Below are 19,288 nucleotides of genomic sequence, written 5' to 3'. Positions count from 1 at the left end.
AGAAATATAAAATTTTTATAACCATTATCAGAGGGAAGCTGATATAATAAGTGCAGTAATGCCAGAACGGGATGTGAGGATAACGAGAATGGGACTTATTAATATAACTTCAGATAGAAAAAATGTAACTTTGGATTCGGATATGATTCTTTATATTATAATGCACGGAAAAATTGCGGAGATTCATATAGTTGGGGGAAGAGTATACGAGACGCGGGTTACCTTGAAAAATCTGGAAGGATTATTAAAGGAAGAATTTGTAAAAATACACAGAGGCTGTATTGTGTCTGTAAAGGCTGTCCATGATGTGACGGATACGGTAAATCTCAGCGATGGAGAAGAATTGTTATATACTGTTCGTAAGAAAAAACAAATAGTGTTTGAGATTCAGGAAAAGCAGAAAAAAAATGATTCACGCTTTGGGAAAAAAAGGTATTCCGGCTACAGAAGAAGAATATTGTCGCCATTATAGTTCTTTTGAATATCTGCCTATTGCATTTACGGATATAGAAATAATGTTTAATGAAGAAAGACATGTGGTAGACTGGATTTTCCGTTATGCAAATCAGGAACTTGCCAGATTAGAAAAGCTTCCACTGGATCAGCTGTTGGGAAAATCTTTTAGAAGTCTGTTTGCCAATATGGATTCGAAATGGCTGCGAAGTTATGAACGTTCGGCACTTTATGGAGAAGTATTGGAACTTATGGATTATAGCCCGGAAGTGGACAGAACCCTGAAGGTAATTTGTTTTCCTGCATTTAAGGGGCATTGTGGCTGTATCTTGTTTGATCTGGATACGATTAAGGCAGTTGATACTAGCAACAATGTCCATGAAATATGGAATACATACCTGGGAAGTTGTACAAAATAACTAAAAACATGTTGCTTTAAGCCACTTGGATGTCGTTTGGTTCCATGTCTATTACTGGAATAAAGCGACATTTTATTATATAAACAAATTACTAAGCAAGCACTGAAGGAAATATCAGACAGCAGAGAATATTTGAAATTTTTATAAGATAAAGGGGGAAGATATCATGAAAAGAAAAAAGTAACAGCCTTAATTACCGCCGCATTGGCACTTACCATGACTGTCTGTGGCAGTTCAACCGCAATTGCAGCATCAGAATTAACAGCGGAAAGCAAACCGGCTACCCAGTATACGATTGATGCAAATCAGGAAGTTTATGCATTGCTGGATTTTGAAGATACTGCGGAGTTTGAGAATGCGACCAAAGGTCTGCTTGCTTCTCCGGATACAGCGAATCCCAGCCTTTGGAGAAATACACAGCTGAATCATATTTATGGTCTTTTTGAAGTAACCGATGGAATTTATCAGGTGCGTGACGGAAACGCATGGGCAGAGTACATCATGGAATCTCTGGCTCTTTATGGTGATAAGGCAGAGGTGGTATTCCAGTCTCATAACTGGCCACATTGGGGAAATGACATTATTCAGGAATATATGACCAATACGGCAGCTGTATATAAGTTTATTAACGACCAGACATTGCTTTATCTTAATGAAGGCTATACGGAAACAGAGATTGTCAATATGATCCAGCTTCCCGAGGAGCTGGAGAAAGTCTGGTATACCCGTCAGTATTACGGTACAGTTTCTCATAATTCGAAGGCAGTATATGAGAAATACATGGGCTGGTATGATGGTAATCCTGTCCATCTTGCTGAACTTACACCATCGGATTATGCCCAAAAGCTGGTAGAATATTTCGGTGATACAGATGCGGTTCTTGAAAAAGCAAAAGAAGATTTTGCCAAGGGAGAATATCAGTGGGTAGCCCAGATTACCAATACGCTGGTTTTTGCTGATCCGGAAAATACGGATGCACGTTATCTGTGTGCGGATGCAGATGTAACATGGACTACAAAACGTGCCGGACTGTTGTCTATTGTTCAGAAAAACGCAGAGAATGTTGCTGCTTTGATCGAACAGGAGGGTGATGAGACCTGCCTGAGGGAGTTACCCGTATAGATGTTTCTACATCTATGGCATGGTCCATCACCAGAATCGTTTTATCAGGAGAAGAGGATCTTCCAAATGTGTATGCCATCCAGGAAAAAATGAAACTTATGCCGCTTTCCGATTATATATCCGGAGACACTTATGAACCTCCGAGGGGAAGCTACAGCGAAGAGAATGATTATATTCCTGTTGATAAGGTTCTTTCCATGGATCCGATCACATTTTTTAATAAGGCCAATGAGTTGATGGTAAAAAATCCTCCGGCAGCTGCAGATAAGGAAATGCTTGAAAAAATAGCAGCTGTGAATATAGGTCCTGGTATGGAATTTGACACTTCTGTTCTTACCGGTGATGTTGCAGAAAACTGGAAGACAATGCTGACAGAAGTTCGGCTAAAGCTTATCAAAGAGGGCCAGAAATTCTCAAAAAAGCTTGGTCAGTGGGACTATTTTGGTGAACCGATCGGAGATTTCAATACAGAATATGCTTATCGTGCACTGGTAGCTCTTGCAGGGCTTGGTGCCAATACAGTTGAAGTTGCGCTGTATCCAAAGATAGAGCAGGATGCGGATGGAAATACTCTCACAGGAGAAAAATCATATATTCTTCATTTCGAAAGCTATCCGCAGGTTCTTGAAGGGGGATTCTGGTCTGTGACTGCATATGGGGACGATGATTTCCTGATCGATAATCCTATTGATCGTTACTGCATAAATGACCGTTCCGGTTTACAGGCAAATGATGATGGTTCCGTTGATATTATTTTGTCTGAAGATGCCCCAAAGGACACCACAAACTGGCTTCCTGTGGGTGCTGGAGGCTTCCATCTGTTTATGCGTATCTATACGCCCGATATGGACGCCCTGGAGACGTGGATGGCACCGACCATTACTGAGATTTATCCATCAAATGTGAACTAAATATTTTCATATTTATACAGAAAGGAAAGATAATATATGAAAAATAAATTATGGAAAATAATGATCGTGAACAGCATCCTGATTTCTGCAATTATATTGTCAGGCAAAACAACGGTAAGCGTTCATGCAGAAGAAACAGATATTTCAGCAGAAAGTGAAACGGATCAGCAGATTCTCTTCGATGATGCGGTTGAAGATGCAATGATCATTGATAAGGATGAAATCCTTCCCGTAGTAAGTCTGGAGGAGGGACAACCATATGCTGTTTACGATCAGGATGGCAGAATCCTTCTTTATACATTTCATAAATATCCTGACAGTTATCCGGATGGCGCAGATGTAAAACTGGAATGGGGAAATGTATGGACGTTTACAGGCGGCGAACTGGAAGATTGGTATCAGAAAAATAAAGAGAATGTGACAGACTGGCAGACAAGAATAAAAGAACTCATCGGTCTGCGCCCGGATAATGAATCCGATTATTTTACGGCTATGTGGGTAAAACCGGAAGACGTTTTCCGCCCGGCATATGTCTCAGATATCGGAACAATAGAAATGACAGATGCATTTTCAGAAGAAGTTGATGAGGACTATAAAGAATGGTTTGATTCAAATATTATCTCCAGTTATTTTGACGGGAAATATCCATGGACGAGACTGGGATATACATATGACTGGGCAGACAACGGCTCAGAATATGGACTATCTGAATTTATCGTCAAAAAAGACAGCGATGTAAAGGTGGCATATACAGTTGAGCTGAAGGAAATGCTGAACAAACTGGATAATGATTCCTGGAATCCTGCGGACTGTAAATAAAATAAATGCTGAGGAAAAAGTGCGAAAGCAGTGTGAGATAGACAAAGAACAGCTTGTAGAAATACAGGCTGTTTTTTTTGTCGCTATGATACGGTCAGGATCTTTCACCACCTGGTATGGAGCATATACATGGAGAGACACTACCAATAGTAACACGGATAACGATATGGGCTCAGTTACTGTCAGAAATGCTAGTGTAAATATTTGAGTATACACGTATTATGAAGATAAACAAGAACACAATTATGTCAAGGAGAGAGAGGTATGGTATGGGATTATTTGATAAGAAGATCTGTGATATCTGCGGAGAAAAAATAGGTTTACTGGGAAATAGAAAATTAGATGACGGAAATCTGTGTAAAAATTGTGCCAGAAAATTATCGCCATGGTTTGAGGAGCGGCGTAACAGTACGGTAGAGGATATAAAACGTCAGTTGGAATATCGCGAAAAAAACAAAAAGGCGGTAATGGACTTTTGCATAACCCGTCAGATCAATACCAGAAACTATACTGTTTTTATTGATGATCATAAGAACAACTTTACTGTTGCACGAAAACTGGATATCAGTGAAAATCCGGATATAGTTCCTTTATCAGCTGTTGTACAGTGCAGAGTAGAGGTGGATCGACAGCAGAATGAGGAAACATATACAAAGGATGGAAAGACCGTAAGCTATCAGCCACCGGTATATAACTATGAGTTTGATTATACCATGCGTATCCGGGTCAATACACCCTGGTTTGATGATATGGATTTTCGATTGAATACTTTCTCCATAAGCAGTGAAAGAAGAGCCGAACTGATGGAAGTGGAGCAGACAGGATACCAGATAATTGCTGCACTGACACCAAATGCAGCCGGAATGCAGCCGGGAATGGCAGGGATGAATATGAACGAAGGAATGCAGCCGGGAATGACAGGGATGAATATGAATGTGGGAAGGCAGTCGGAAGGCAGTTCATGGAAATGTCAGTGTGGTGCAGAAAATACGGGAAGGTTTTGTGAATACTGTGGTATGCAGAGACCATTTTAAGAAAGATCTTGTTTCTTGCTGAAAATAAATAAATTTAATGAAAACTATATGACAGTAAAAGCTTTTACAGTATAATATTTACAAAAGTGCATTGACAAGAAAGGAATTTTTATGAAATACAGCAAAAAGAGGACGCTGTCATATGGGGTAATTCTGATAAGCGTGTTGCTGGCTTATATCTGCAGACTGGTGAAATCGGAAAATGTTTTTATGAGAAATCTTGCAGACCAGTGTCGTAACTGTATTTATCAGGGCATGTACTGTGCCTGGGTGATTTATCTGGAAAAGCATGTAGTACATAAAAAAATGCGCAGGTGTCTGACTGGAATTGGCTGCCTGATGGTGTTCTGGTTTTTCATAAGAACAGTAAAGTTTCATATTTTTTATGAACCTCTGGGAGAACATATCTGTTGGTATCTGTATTATGTTCCGATGATTCTGATTCCGGTTTTGGGTTTGTCAGCAGCACTGTTTTTTGTTGAAAAGGATGAAGAGAAAACAGTCAGAAAAATCATAATGCTGTTGATTGTGGCGGCAGTATTAATTGTAAGTGTTTTTACAAACGATTTGCATCAGCTGGTGTTTCGCTTTTCCAAACAGCCCCCGTTTTCGGATATGGATTATAGCTATGGAATTCTTTTTATGGTGATTCAGGCATGGATGTTGCTCTGTCTGACAGGGATGGAAATTATTCTGATCAGAAAAAGCAGAATTCCGGGAAAGAAACAGTTCTGGATGCCGCTTATTCCGGGAATATTACTTCTGGGATGGAATATCGGAAACATTTTCCGTCTGCCTTTTATCAAAGTCATTGCAGGAGATATGACGGCAGTATGCTGCCTTTTAATGGCTGCAATTTATCAGGGCTGTATATTGTGCGGATTGATACAGACGAACAGTCGATATTTTGAATTATTCCAGACTTCCGGAGGCCTGGATGCAGAAATCACAGATTATTCTTTTCAGCGTTATTATCATTCCGGGAATTTTCCTGAGCTTACGCCTGAACTGCGAGCAATTATTATTGACAGATCATTTGTGCAGGAAGAGGGAATCCGGATCAATCACATTCCTATAAGAGGAGGACATCTGTTTTGGTCGGAAGATATTTCAGTATTGTTGGACCAATATCAGGATATTCGGGAACAGCAGGAAGAACTGACGACCAGAAACAGACTGCTGCAGAAAACCTATCAGAAAGAGGCTGAACGGAGAAAGGCAGAAGAACAGAATCGCCTGTTAAATATGATACAGAATCAGACTGCCGGACAGCTGGAATTGCTGTCACAGCTGATGGATGAACTGGAAAGGACGGAATCAAGGGAACAATATGATTGGATCCTCGGCAAAATTGTAGTGGTTGGTACTTATTTGAAGCGGAGAAAAAATCTGGTATTGACACAATATACGTCAGATAGAAATCTGCTTACAATGGAAGACCTAAGACAAAGTCTGGCGGAATCCTGTGATAGTTTAAAATTATGTAGGATCCGGGCTGCGTATTACGTGGAAAAAGGGAATGTGCAGCTGAATGCAGAGGATATACTAAAATGCTATGATACCTTTGAATGGCTTGTGGAACGGTTATCTGATGTTATGCAGTCTGTATTTTACCGGGTGTCACAGATCGATGATGCTCTTCGGATTTCCGTTCATATTGTATCAGAAACAGATCTGGGTGTTTTAATGTCAGAAAGACCGGAATTAAAAGTGCAGCAGGAAGATGAAAACGAATGGTTTGTTAGTTGTATCGTATTAAGAAAGGAAGACATCAGATGAAAAGTTTTGTGGAATGTGGCATGGCAATGCAGAATTTCCTGATGATTCTTCTTGAAATCTGCCTGATTCTGGAATTTATTCTCCTGCTGACAAGAATTACCGGTTTTTCCGGAAAAAAGAAAATTATAACGGCAATGACTGTTTTTTTGGTTTCCTTTTTCCTTATGTTTCTTTTAATGAATGATCACAGATATTGCCTGGGAGAAAGTGCATATCATCCAATGCTTCAGGATTATCCGGTTAGTCTTTTAACGGCAGTGATTATTGCATTGACATTTTATCTTTGCCGGGCAATCTGGAGCGAGAGACGCAGATATAGTCATTCCTTGTCATATTGGTCTGTAAATGAAGCTGTGGATGACGTTCCCTGCGGAGTATGTTTTTCGGATTCATTCGGAAGGATCATTTTATGCAATACCAAGATGCAGGAATTGTGCAAAGTAATGACGGGTTCTTATCTGCAGGATTATGATACACTGCGAAAAGCGATTGATGATGAGCCGGCAGCGGAAGGTTTTTTCAGACTGAGCAGAGACAGTGACGTGTTTTATTTTCCGGATGCTTCTGTCTGGATGTTCCAGGAATATCGTCTGCAGGAGCCGGATTTTGCGGGATACCGTCAGACAATTGCAGTTAATGTATCAGAAATATATTATAATGGTGAAAAAATCAGGGCAAATAATGAAAAGCTGGCGATTCTGAACCATAAGCTGGAGGAAATGTACGAAAAAATCGGAGATAAAATCAGAGAGCAGGAGACACTTGCCATGAAAATGCAGGTTCATGACAGCTTCGGCCGAAGTCTTCTGCTAATACGCAGAATACTGGAAAGAAAAGAAAATCAGGATAAAATGGATAAACAGTTGTCTGCATTGAAACATCTGGTTTATATTCTTACCGGTTCTGCAGTTGAGAGTATGGAAAAGCTGTATGAGGATACGATTAAACATGCAGAAGAAATTGGAATTTCGGTTCAGATCAGTGGAAACGTTCCTATGTATCCAGCTTACAGGCTTCTGGCAGACAGAGCAATCCGTGAATGTGTGACAAACTGTGCCAGGCATGCCCATGGCAGTGTTGTTTTTGTGAAGATAGACAAATGTGCAAATGAATATAATATACGGATCACCAATGATGGAGATGTACCTGAAAAAAATTCAGAAGAAGGCGGTGGCTTGTCTGCACTGAGAAAAGCGGTTGAAGCAGAGAAATGCAGGATGCAGGTTTCTTTTTCCCCTGAGTTTTGTCTGATATTGAAGATGCCGCTGGCGGAAAGGATGAGATTCGATGGTACGGGTATTGATAGTAGAAGATCAGAAGATCATGCAGAAATATTTTGAATATATTATTATGCAGGAACCGGAATTTCGACATGTCCAGACAGTCACGGATGCCCGTGAAGCTGTAAAAATCTGTGATTATGCGGTAATTGATCTTGTGATTATGGATGTGCAGACGTTTCATAATCATGATGGGCTGAGTGCAGGAAAAATGATCAGGGAGAAGTATCCGTATACAAAGGTGCTGGTTGTCACCTCCCTGATCGATCCAAAGGTGCTGGAAAGAGCAAAAAGCGGATGTGCAGACAGTCTCTGGTATAAGGATCACAGTGAAGAGGAAATAAAGAGTGTGATTTACAGAACCTTAAATGGCGAGCGCGTATTTCCTGATGTAACACCGAAGGTAGAGCTTAACTGGATCACAAGTGGTGATATCAGTCCGAGACAGCTGGAGATGCTGCGCCTGTACATCCAGGGAATGTCATATTCAGAGATCGCGAAAAGAATGGATTGCTCTACTTCCGGGGTAAGGTGGAATTTCCAGGAAATGATTGCCAAGGCAGGATACAGCTGTAAAGAAGATCTGATAGCAGCTGCACTGGAAAGTAAATTGATTGTAACCACACTGAAATAGAAAAACTGCAGAATGCAGAGAGACATATCCTGACAGAAAGGAGGAGATAAGAGTATGAAAAAAATTTCTGTTGCTGCATGTGTTTGTGTAGTATTGTTTTCTTTTGGCATGCATGGTGAAGGTATGAGAGAAGTGTCTGCCAAAACGCCCGGGGCAGAAGAAAACCTGGCAATTCTGCAGGACATCATCAGGGAAAATGAATGTCAGGTCGGAATAGCATTTCTTGGATATACAAATGAAGCTGCAGATGCTTCAGAGATACTTGAATATACCAGACAGGAAGAACTGGCAGCGGCATATCCGTTTTTACAGGATGGGACAGTTGTTGATGCAGGAGGCTTTGAAATTTATGCCGTTGTTCCGGGGGATGATTGCAGGATCAGTATCTATCCGGCTCAGGCTGCGGAAGAAGGGGAATATTCGGATGATCTGAATGCTCCATGGTATATGGGACAGGAGAATGAAGTCATCATCCTGCGATGCAATATGAGTGAGATTCATTCCACTGTGATGGTTTCTGTGCAGAAACAGAATATGAATGTGCAATACCATCCAATGGTGTCATTAAAGGATGGACATCTTGCAAAGGAAGCCTATTGTTATGACTTTTCCATGTATGCTCAGGAAGAGTACGATACGGAATTAGATATAAGGATTGCCCGGGAACAGCTTTCGCAAACAGATGAAGTCAGCTATTATCTCGGTCTTGGAATGTCTTTGTGGTATACAGGCACTGAGGAGTATATTGAGGGGAAAAACTGTCCGGTATTTGTTCTGGGAACAGATCATGAGGATCATTTTACAAAAGAAAATTATTATGCAGTAGGAGACAATGTGGTCTATTACTATGATCCGTCAGGTGATGCATGGCTTCTGCTGGGAGCCGGCTGAAAGAAGGAGTTTGGTGTGAGATGACGGAAGAATCACCAATATATCACAGAAGTTTGATCGATCAGAGAAAGAGGAAGTAAGCATGAATGATTTTTTGACAGAAAAGAATAAAAAAGCAGGAATACTGGGAAAACTGAAATGGGTTCTTTGTGGCTTCTGTATACTTTTTTCCCTGGGAGCCATTGGGGCATCGGAGAAGTATATTGGTGAGGGACGATGGGGAATGGCAGCAACAGAGGTTATACTTGGCCTGTTGTTTCTGTATCCGACTTTCAGGGGAATCCAGAAAGCATTGAAAAAGAAAAAAGCCGGAGAAATCGCTATCTGGTTTGAATCTTATGCCCAGAATACAGTTTCATTTGAGAAGCTTGAGCAGGAGATGGGAAAAGGGGCAGTAAAAAAACTTGAAAAATTTATTGCCGGGGGATATATCAGAAATATCCAGGTAGACAGAGAAGGAAAATTTATTATGATTACCGCACCAAACAGACGCGTAAATGAAAAGATTTATATAACAGTTACCTGTCCGGGCTGTGGCGCAAAGAATCAGGTAATAAAAGGCCGTCTGAGTAATTGTGAGTATTGCGGACAGCGTCTTATTCAATGACAAAAGCTTTGTGAGGGAAAGAAGAAAAAGAATAGTAGATTGCTCATGAATGAGGTTGTAATGGGAAGGATTTAAATTGTTGGTTATGCTAAAAAAATAACAATAATGTTTAAAAAATAACATTTTTTTTTCGCTTTATAAAAACTATATTTTATAAAAAAGCCATTTTTTTTGATGAAAATATACAATAATATCTGGATAAAATGAGTGCTTTGTGCTACATTTATATAGACAGTAATTATAGAACCAGATTATCGAAAATTTATTGTTTTTTTCTTAACAGTGCAGAGGGGAAAGAAAGGATAAAAGTGATAAGTATACAGGTTCAAATATTTCATAAGGAAGGTGAGCAATTGGAAAACTATACTAAGTACAAGCTGAAAAGCAGCGATGAACTTACCTCAGTGCTGAGTGGCAGAGACAATCTGTTTGTGATCGCCTGCAACAAGTGTTTCAAAGAATTTGAAACTGTTGACGAACCAGATTGCGGAGAGTTCCTGAAATTTGCTGCGGAGCAGGGAAAAACCGTCACAGGCAGTGCGAAATTTGATTTTCTGTGTAACAAGATGCACACAGAAAGAAAATTACAGGATCTGCTGCCGGAAGGTACAGAGAATGTAGTTGTGATCTCCTGTGGTCTTGGTATCCAGACTGTTGCGGATCTGGCCGGCAAGCCGGTGATCGCAGCAAGTAACACACTTAACTACAGAGGCCATCACGGCATGGCACTTACCAAAAAGAGCTGTGATGCATGTGCGCAGTGCTATCTGAACGTTACCGGAGGCGTCTGTCCTATCGTCGACTGTTCCAAGAGTCTTGTTAACGGACAGTGCGGCGGAGCAAAGAACGGTAAATGCGAAGTAGACCCTAATAAGGACTGTGCATGGGAAAAGATCTACCAGAGACTGGCAAAACAGGGTCGTCTGGAAGAGTTCCTGAATCAGCCGGTACAGGTACGTGATTACTCCAAGGTTAACTTCAAGGTGATCAACGATTACGTGAAGTCTATCAGAGAAGACAGACTGAACGGATATTATGGCGGCGTTCATCCGTCAGAGCACAAGGAATTCAGCGAGCATATCGATCTGAAGAAATTCCCGGATCCGAAGACTGTTGTGATCTCCATGTCCCAGCATCTCGGTGCACCTGCCAACCCGATCGTAGAAGTAGGCGACACTGTAAAGGTTGGACAGAAGATCGGCGAAGCTGCCGGATTTATCAGCGCACCGGTACACTCCAGCGTAAGCGGAACCGTAGTTGCCGTTGAGCCACGTATGCATGGCACAAGAGGCAGTGAAGTCATGGCTGTTGTCATTGAATCGGATGGAAAAAATACTCTGCACGAATCCGTACAGCCACATGGTGACCTTGATAATCTGACTCCGGATGAGATCATTGAGATTGTAAAAGAAGCAGGAATCGTTGGTATGGGTGGTGCAGGCTTCCCGACCTGTGTCAAACTGAAACCAGCCAAACCAGTTGATACCATTCTACTCAATGGATGCGAATGTGAGCCATATTTAACAGCAGACCACAAGGTTCTCCTTGAGTTTGCAGATGACATTATTTTCGGTCTGAAAGCGATCCTCAAGACAACAGGTGCTGAGAAGGGCATCATTGTCATCGAGGATAACAAGCAGGATGCGATCGAATTAATGCAGGAAAAAGTTGCCGATATCGGAAATATGGAAGTTTTTGTTGCAAGAACCAAATACCCGCAGGGTGCTGAGAAAACTCTCATCAAGCGCGTCATGGGCAGAAAGGTTCCAAGCGGCGGCCTTCCGGCAGATGTTGGCGTTATTGTAGATAATATCAGTACCGTAAAGGCAATTTCCGATGCGATCCAGAAGGGTATGCCATTGATCGAGCGTGTTGCAACCGTAACAGGCGAGAAGATCAAGAATCCTGGCAACTTTATCATCAAGATCGGTACCAGCGTAAAAGAGCTGATCGATTACTGCGGTGGATTTACAGATGACGATGTTCTGGTCAAGATGGGCGGACCGATGATGGGATTCCCTCTGAATACCCTGGAAGTACCTATGATGAAGGGCTCCAACGGTATCATCGCCATTGATACAGATGAGACCAAAGAGCAGCCATGTATCAAGTGCGGACGCTGCGTGGATGTATGTCCGATGGAACTTTCTCCTCTGTATTTCGTGAAATATGCGAAAGAAGAAAACTGGCAGGGCATGAAAGACATGAATATCATGGACTGTGTTGAGTGCAGATGCTGTCAGTATATCTGTTCTTCCAAGATTCCGATCATTAACAGTATCAAAGCCGGAAAAAATGCAGTAAGGGGGATGAAGTGATATGTTGATTACCCAGTTAAAAGCAAAAGAAACTATCGTATCACTGGCAGCCGGAAAGAAAGTTTTTATCATTAACTGCCATGGATGCAAGGAAGTTCGTTTTCCGGAAAAAGAAGCTGTTGAACTTCAGAAGGAGCTTTCCGCTGAAGGAAATGTGACAGGGATCATGACAACGGATTATATCTGTAATCCGGAAAATATGCAGTTACGTCTTCAGAAACATATGGATAAGATCAGGGAAGCAGATCTGGTTCTGGTATTCTCCTGTGGCGTTGGTGTACAGACTATCGCAGAATATCTGGAAGACAAGATGGTATGCGCAGCCTGCGATACATACCCGGTACCTGGTTTCCAGGGTGTAACACCACTGGAATATAAATGTGATCAGTGCGGTGAGTGTTATCTGAATCTTACCGGCGGAATCTGTCCGATCACAGCATGTTCCAAGAGCCTTGTTAACGGCCAGTGCGGCGGTTCCAAGAATGGTAAATGCGAAGTGGACAGTGACATGGAGTGCGGATGGGAGCGTATCTACAGACGTCTGAAAGAAATCGGACGCCTTGATGTGCTGAAATGTCCGACACAGGTTCATAATTTTGCTACAGATGATGAAGTGAAATAATAAGCAAAGATTTATTAAGAAGCCAAATTAAATTATGATACGGTTCACCGGAAGTATTCCGCGATGTGTACAGCAGAGCTGGTGGACCGTACCCCAAATTTTAAATGATTGGAGCAAATATAATATGAAAATGAAAGAATTATTTGACCGTGGTGAATTTGTAGTTTCTGCAGAAGTAGGACCGCCAAAAGGAATCCATGTAGATGAACTGGTAGAAGAAGCCAAAACTTACCTGAAAGGCGTTCATGCAGTAAATGTAACAGATAACCAGTCTTCTGTTATGCGTCTTGGATCTCTTGCAATGTGTAAAGTGCTCAAAGATGCCGGTATGGACCCGATCTTCCAGCTTGCATGCCGTGACAGAAATCGTATCGCACTGGAATCTGACCTTTTAAGTGCTGCTATGCTTGGTATTGAGAACATCCTCTGTCTGACAGGTGACCATACGAAGATGGGCGATCATCCGCAGGCAAAACCGGTATTCGATCTTGATTCTGTATCTCTTCTTCATACAGTACAGCTTCTTGAGTCCGGTGTAGATCTTGGAGGAAACCAGCTGGTTGGAGAGCCTCCGAAATTCTCCAAGGGTGCCGTTGTATCTCCATGCAGCGATTCCGTTGACGCTCAGCTTGCAAAGATGGAAAGAAAGGTTGCTGCAGGTGCAGACTACTTCCAGACACAGGCTGTATTTGAGCCGGAGAAATTCATCAAATTTATGGAAAAAGCAAAACAGTTCGGAAAACCTGTACAGGTTGGTATCATCATTCCGAAATCTGCCGGAATGGCTAAGTTCATGAACAACAACGTAGCCGGCATCCATGTTCCGGATGAGATGATCGAGGAGCTGAAAGCAGACAAAGAGAAAACAAAAGCCGGTATCACAGGTGTTGAGATCGCTGCACGTATCATCAAAGAGTGTAAGCCATACTGTCAGGGTGTACATATCATGGCACTTGGATGGGAGTCCAAGATCCCGGCACTTCTGGAGCAGGCTGAGATCTGATCAGAACGATTGCTTTATAAAAAATAATCAGAAAAGCTGTCCGGAACTGGATGCAGGAGATGCACACCGACCGGGCAGCTTTTGTGTAAGAAAAAGTTTCTCTGTATCATAGCCCGGGATTCAAGCCGGAAGAATTTGAGCTTAAGAGGTAAAAAGACGATGGAAAGTATTATTATCGGAATCGCCGGAGGATCAGGCTCCGGTAAATCTACATTTACAAACAGACTTAAGAAGCATTTCGGAGATGATGTGGTGGTGATCTATCATGATAATTACTACCGCAGACAGGACGGAATTCCTTTTGAGGAACGTGTGAAGGTGAATTACGATCATCCGGATTCACTGGAAACCGATCTTCTGGTAGAGCAGCTGAAAGAACTCAAAGCGGGCAAAACCATCCAATGTCCGGTATACGATTACAGTCAGCACAACCGCTCCGACAAAGTGCTGAAGATCGAACCAAGACCGGTCATTCTGGTAGAGGGAATCCTGCTTCTTGCAGATCCCCGTATCCGAGATCTTCTGGATATCAAGGTTTATGTGGAAGCAGATGCAGATGAGAGGATCTTAAGACGGATCTCCAGAGATGTGGAGGAACGTGGACGGGATTTAAACGGAATCATCGATCAGTATCTTACCACAGTAAAACCGATGCATTATCTGTATGTGGAGCCTACACGGGCGAAAGCAGATATTGTGATCAACAGCGGTAAGAATAATGTGGCCTTTGATCTGTTTGTGTCAAAGATCGGGCAGCTGCTGAAAGACCTGAAAAAATAATAAGTAAAATAAAAAAAGCATGTTATACTTTACTACAAAGCGGATCAAGTTATATCCGTCTGGCTGTGTATGACATGCTTTTTTTGGGCGGTTTAGGTGAAGCTGCCTGTATTCATACGCTCTGTATAAATTTCTCCACATAATATAAAGCTGCACCAATGGCAGGTGTATATTGCCCGTGGGTACCGACCAGGATCTGATCTTTATTCAAGGTAAAGGGTGCGCCTGTGTTGATGTGTTCTAGCAAATAAGTGATGTCTTCTTCCGTAAAATAAGGTGCCAGATATCCGCTGATGATGATCGGCGCATCGATGATCAGGTTCAGATTTTTCATGGCAAAGGCCAGATGGTTCAGGTAATCTTCCCAGTGCTCAGCAAGCCGGGGGGATTTTTTTTCGCGGAGCAGAGGGAAAAATTCCTTCACAGGCATCCCGGCAGACTGTTCCAGAGCGTTGGCGGAGCAGTAGGTCTCCAGACAGCCATGGTTTCCGCAGTAACATAAAGGGCCGTCAGGATTGACGCATATATGCTCAAGGGTTCCGCTGTGCATGGAACTTCCCTGATGAATCTGATGATTGGTGATAATGGCACCGCCCAGGTTCCGGTTCAGAAGGAACACGACAGCACTGTCAAGCTCCGGATGGTTCCACAGCTCCAGAAAAGCAGCGGATTTGGAATCGTGTTCCAGATGGCAGGGGTAAGGAAGATGACGGGAAAAATACTCCAGCTTCATTCCGGTATTGTTCATGATGTTTCCGTAGATCACAGTGGAATTGTCCGGGGAAGTGATACCCTGTGTGGCAATGGAAACCCCCAGGATCTTTTCCTCCGGATAGTGATTGTCTTTGATGAACTCCCGTACCTTATCGGCCAACTGTCTGTAATATTCTTTTGTATCGGCATAGGGAAGAGCAATAGTTTCTGTGTAAAAAGCATTTCCATATAGGTCGATAGCTATGATATGGAACATGTTTTTCAGAATCCCGATGCCAATGGAAATCCGGAAATCCGAAACGATCTGGATGGCCTGGGCCTTCCTTCCACCCGTAGAATCAAAATATCCATTTCTGTCAATAAGCCCTTCTTTTTCCAGAAGGTTCAGATTCTGGCTCACCGTGGAAAGCCCCATCTGAAGGTCCTGGACAATCTGCATTTTTGAAGTCTGGCGTGTTTTGTATATATATTGGTAAACCTTTGAGCGGTTTATTTTCTTTAAATTGATGGTGGTTAATCCTTTTTCACTCATGAGATTCTCCTGATAAAAGTAATTATAGATATGTTTAAGTCTTAAATGTATTTTAGTATAAATCTGCGGGAAATGCAATGTCAGTGCATGAAGCAGAGCAGAACGAAAGTTTTTTTCGAGGAATAATAAGTAACGGTGTATAGATTGGCAAAGAATGTATATCTTGTGCATAAGTAAAAGTAAACAAAAATATAAGAGCAAAATTAGGTGTTTTGTCAATGGATTTTTTGAAAAAATAGTTTTATACTCTACTTACAGTTAAGACATAAGCATAAGTAAAAAACTTAAATAATAACGAAATAGAAGAAAACAGGGAGGTTCAAGATTATGAAATTAACAAGAAATGGAATCAAGGAACGTGAAGCATGGAAGAAGGCAGGCATCAATCTTCCGGGATACGATGTAGAGACAGTTACTGAGAAAGCGAAGAAGGAGCCTGGCTGGGTACATTTCGGAATCGGAAATATTTTCCGTGTATTTATCGGCGGCATCGCAGATGGTCTTCTGGAAGAGGGAGTTCTTGACAGAGGGATCACATGTGTAGAAACCTTTGATTATGATGTAGTAGACAAGATTTACGATCCATACGACAATCTTGGTTTAAATGTCATCCTTCACGGTGACGGAACCCGTGAGTACAAAGTTCTTGGGGCACTTGCAGAAGCAGTGAAAGCACAGTCTTCTGATGCAGTACAGTGGAATCGTCTGAAGGAGATCTTCACAGCTAAGTCCCTGCAGCTGGTTTCCTTCACTATTACAGAGAAGGGCTATGCACTCCGGAAAGCAGACGGAACATGGTTCCCGTTTGTGGAAACAGATATTAAAAACGGTCCGGATAAGGCAACCGGAGCTATGGCAGTACTGGTAGCAATGCTGAATGAGAGATATAAAGCAGGGAAATATCCGATCGCCCTGGTATCCATGGACAACTGCTCACAGAACGGTGCCAAGCTTCGTGAGTCTGTGCTGACTATGACAGAGGAATGGCAGAAAGCGGGCTTTGTAGATGATGGCTTCGTGGATTATGTAACGGATGAGAAGGTGGTTGCATTCCCGTGGACCATGATCGACAAGATCACACCTCGTCCAAGTGAGCAGATCGCAGCAGACCTTGAGAACCTTGGCGTTGAAGATATGCAACCGGTGATCACAGGAAAGAAAACATATATTGCACCATTTGTTAATGCTGAGAAGTCACAGTATCTTGTTATCGAGGACAGCTTCCCCAACGGACGCCCTGCTTTGGAAAAAGGCTTCGGCGTATACATGGCGGACAGAAATACCGTCAATCTCTCCGAGAGAATGAAAGTGACCGTCTGCCTGAATCCGGTACATTCCGCAACCGGCCCTCTTGGTGTGGTACTTGGATATGATCTCTTTGCATATATGCTGAACACCAACGAAGATATGATGAAAATGGCCCGTATGGTTGCTTATGACGAGGGACTTCCGGTAGTTGCAGATCCAGGAATCCTTTCCCCACAGGCATTTGTGGATGAGCTTTTCAATGACCGTTTCCCGAATGAGTATCTTGGAGACACCAACCTCCGTCTGGCTGTAGATGTGTCCCAGATGGTAGGTATCCGTTTCGGTGAGACTGTAAAAGCATATGTGAAGAAATTTGGAGATGCTTCCAGGCTGACAGCAATCCCGCTTGGAATCGCAGGATGGCTGAGATACATGCTGGCTGTAGATGATGAAGGAAATAAATTTGAGCTTGCACCGGACCCGATGAATGAGGAGATCACAGAGCAGCTTGGCGATATCGTGATCGGAAAACCGGAGACCTTTAAGGATCAGCTGAAGCCGATCCTTTCCAATGAGAGACTGTTCTTCACAGATCTTTATAAAGATGGTGTCGGAGAGAAGATCGAGGATATGTTCCGTGAGATGATCGCAGGCCCAGGAGCTGTAAAGGCAACTATTCATAAATACGTAAAATAAAACCAGGGTTACGAAAATAGTCTATGTAAGTATTGAATAAAGAGAAATGAGGTAAATGGAAAGATGACAGAACCGGTATTTGCGGCAGATCCGTTAAGACTGTTGATCGCGGCAGCAGCAGGGATTTTATTATTATTGTTACTTATCATAAAATTTAAGATCCACCCGGTTTTATCCCTGCTGATCGCTGCACTGGTTATCGGGCTTGGTGCCGGAATGCCGGTTCCAACGCTGGTAAGCACTGTGGAAAACGGCGCAGGAGAAACCTTACAGGGAATCATACTCCTGATCGGACTGGGCTCTCTGTTCGGTGGGATATTGGAAGTGTCCGGCGGCGCACAGTGCGTTGCCCAGACACTGGTAAGCAAATTTGGTGAAAAAAAGGCAGGAATCGCTCTTGGAATCACAGGGCTTGTGGTTGGAACCACCGTGTTTTTTGAGGCTGGCGTTGTGATCCTGATTCCTCTGGCATTCGGACTTGCGAAGAAAACAAAGAAATCTACTTTATATTATGTGATCCCGCTTCTTGCGGGCCTTGCCACCGGTTTTGCATTCATTCCGCCATCAGCAGGATCTGTTTTGGTGGCAAATATGCTGAATGTGGATCTCGGAGTGATGATCGCGGTGGGTGTGCCTGTGGGTATTTTATCCCTGATCTTTGCAGGAATCTTATGGTCCAAATTTATCGGCAAAAAGATCAATACAGGGCTGCCCTCCAATATCCAGGAGGTACGTGAGGAGGAAGAAGCCAATCTGCCGAAATTTTCTACAGTATTATGTATCATTCTTGTTCCGCTGGTACTGATCCTGTGCAATACAGTTTCTGAATACATTCCGGGAATCGACGCGGCACGTCCTGTTCTGGAATTTCTGGGAACACCATTTGTGGCACTGATCATAGCAGTATTGCTTGCCATGTATTTTCTTGGAAAGAAGCAGGGCTATAATGGAGAGCAGCTTAAGAAAATCCTGGATCGTTCTCTGAAGCCTACAGGACAGATTCTTCTGGTTATCACAGGTGGAGGTATCATCCGCTGGGTGCTGCAGGACTGCGGTATGGGAAACATTATAGGACCTGCCCTGGAAAAAAGCGGACTTCCGCTTGTACTGGTCGCATTTCTTATTGCAGCTCTGATCCGTGCATCTGTTGGTGCGGCAGTTGTGGCTATGACAATGGCAGCAGGAATTATGGCCGCTATGCCCGGAGTTGCAGACCTGTCACCGGTTTATCTGGCAGCAATGGTCTGTGCTATCAACGGTGGTGCAACCGCATTCAGCCATGTAAATGATTCCGGATTCTGGCTGGTAAGCTCTCTTCTGGAGATTGATGAAAAAACAACCTTAAAATCCTGGACAATGATGGAAACTATCGTAGGAGTAACAGGCCTGGTTTGTGCTGTTGTGATCAGCCTGTTTGCATAGGAGA

The 19,288-nt window shown here is 42.7% G+C and carries 18 protein-coding genes; 17 read left to right on the top strand and 1 reads right to left on the bottom strand.

The window, feature by feature from the left end:
* Positions 1-88: 88 nt before the first annotated feature.
* From AC04Q4_RS10090 to udk, 15 genes are all read left to right on the top strand, one after another.
* Positions 89-472 carry a LytTR family transcriptional regulator DNA-binding domain-containing protein gene (locus AC04Q4_RS10090; RefSeq protein WP_476388901.1) on the top strand — a complete coding sequence of 128 codons (384 nt, stop codon included), beginning with the start codon at positions 89-91 and terminating at the stop codon, positions 470-472.
* Between the two features lie 43 nt (positions 473-515).
* Positions 516-872, top strand: coding sequence for a PAS domain-containing protein (locus AC04Q4_RS10085; RefSeq protein WP_476388900.1), 357 nt, complete (start codon positions 516-518; stop codon positions 870-872).
* 321 nt (positions 873-1,193) lie between these two features.
* A complete protein-coding gene (locus AC04Q4_RS10080; RefSeq protein ID WP_476388899.1) occupies positions 1,194-1,994 on the top strand; it encodes an alkyl sulfatase dimerization domain-containing protein in 801 nt (266 codons plus the stop codon).
* Positions 1,995-2,008: 14 nt separating this feature from the next.
* Positions 2,009-2,905 carry a DUF1214 domain-containing protein gene (locus AC04Q4_RS10075; protein ID WP_476388898.1) on the top strand — a complete coding sequence of 299 codons (897 nt, stop codon included), beginning with the start codon at positions 2,009-2,011 and terminating at the stop codon, positions 2,903-2,905.
* A gap of 36 nt (positions 2,906-2,941) precedes the next feature.
* Positions 2,942-3,724, top strand: coding sequence for a hypothetical protein (locus AC04Q4_RS10070; protein ID WP_173736738.1), 783 nt, complete (start codon positions 2,942-2,944; stop codon positions 3,722-3,724).
* 269 nt (positions 3,725-3,993) lie between these two features.
* A complete protein-coding gene (locus tag AC04Q4_RS10065; RefSeq protein WP_173736739.1) occupies positions 3,994-4,758 on the top strand; it encodes a DUF4428 domain-containing protein in 765 nt (254 codons plus the stop codon).
* 111 nt (positions 4,759-4,869) lie between these two features.
* Positions 4,870-6,537 carry a histidine kinase N-terminal 7TM domain-containing protein gene (locus tag AC04Q4_RS10060; protein ID WP_173736740.1) on the top strand — a complete coding sequence of 556 codons (1,668 nt, stop codon included), beginning with the start codon at positions 4,870-4,872 and terminating at the stop codon, positions 6,535-6,537.
* Positions 6,534-7,877 (top strand): sensor histidine kinase, encoded by a 1,344-nt coding sequence (locus AC04Q4_RS10055; protein WP_173736741.1) that lies wholly within the window; start codon positions 6,534-6,536, stop codon positions 7,875-7,877. Before AC04Q4_RS10060 ends, AC04Q4_RS10055 begins: the two co-directional genes overlap by 4 nt.
* On the top strand, positions 7,825-8,451 hold the full coding sequence (locus AC04Q4_RS10050; RefSeq protein ID WP_173736742.1) for a response regulator transcription factor: 627 nt from the start codon (positions 7,825-7,827) through the stop codon (positions 8,449-8,451). The genes AC04Q4_RS10055 and AC04Q4_RS10050 overlap by 53 nt, the downstream gene beginning before the upstream one ends.
* 54 nt (positions 8,452-8,505) lie before the next feature.
* A complete protein-coding gene (locus AC04Q4_RS10045) occupies positions 8,506-9,342 on the top strand; it encodes a hypothetical protein (RefSeq protein ID WP_173736743.1) in 837 nt (278 codons plus the stop codon).
* Positions 9,343-9,424: 82 nt separating this feature from the next.
* The gene (locus tag AC04Q4_RS10040) at positions 9,425-9,949 is read left to right on the top strand and encodes a hypothetical protein (protein ID WP_173736744.1); all 525 of its coding nucleotides are present in this window, start codon (positions 9,425-9,427) and stop codon (positions 9,947-9,949) included.
* 353 nt (positions 9,950-10,302) lie between these two features.
* Positions 10,303-12,267: an electron transport complex subunit RsxC gene (gene rsxC, locus AC04Q4_RS10035; protein WP_173736745.1), complete on the top strand. Its 1,965-nt coding sequence runs from the start codon at positions 10,303-10,305 to the stop codon at positions 12,265-12,267.
* Position 12,268: 1 nt separating this feature from the next.
* Positions 12,269-12,889: a methylenetetrahydrofolate reductase C-terminal domain-containing protein gene (locus AC04Q4_RS10030; RefSeq protein ID WP_119241058.1), complete on the top strand. Its 621-nt coding sequence runs from the start codon at positions 12,269-12,271 to the stop codon at positions 12,887-12,889.
* Positions 12,890-13,013: 124 nt separating this feature from the next.
* Positions 13,014-13,892: a methylenetetrahydrofolate reductase gene (locus AC04Q4_RS10025; protein WP_015526188.1), complete on the top strand. Its 879-nt coding sequence runs from the start codon at positions 13,014-13,016 to the stop codon at positions 13,890-13,892.
* A 159-nt stretch (positions 13,893-14,051) separates the two neighbouring features.
* Complete coding sequence (gene udk, locus AC04Q4_RS10020; RefSeq protein ID WP_173736746.1) at positions 14,052-14,672, top strand: uridine kinase; 621 nt, start codon at positions 14,052-14,054, stop codon at positions 14,670-14,672.
* 112 nt (positions 14,673-14,784) lie between these two features.
* Here udk and AC04Q4_RS10015 read toward each other — a convergent pair whose 3' ends face one another.
* Complete coding sequence (locus AC04Q4_RS10015; protein WP_476388897.1) at positions 14,785-15,918, bottom strand: ROK family protein; 1,134 nt, start codon at positions 15,916-15,918, stop codon at positions 14,785-14,787.
* Positions 15,919-16,245: 327 nt separating this feature from the next.
* Between AC04Q4_RS10015 and AC04Q4_RS10010 the strand changes: the two genes are divergently transcribed.
* Both AC04Q4_RS10010 and AC04Q4_RS10005 read left to right on the top strand, forming a co-directional pair.
* Entirely contained in the window at positions 16,246-17,862 is a 1,617-nt protein-coding gene (locus AC04Q4_RS10010; protein ID WP_476388896.1) for a mannitol dehydrogenase family protein, read from the top strand.
* Between the two features lie 63 nt (positions 17,863-17,925).
* The gene (locus AC04Q4_RS10005; RefSeq protein ID WP_173736749.1) at positions 17,926-19,284 is read left to right on the top strand and encodes a GntP family permease; all 1,359 of its coding nucleotides are present in this window, start codon (positions 17,926-17,928) and stop codon (positions 19,282-19,284) included.
* The last annotated feature ends 4 nt before the right edge of the window (positions 19,285-19,288 follow it).

The organism is Blautia sp. HA8986, assembly GCF_056504635.1.
The sequence above is the reverse complement of the archived record's forward strand: the minus strand, read 5'-3'. Positions and strand labels throughout refer to the sequence as shown.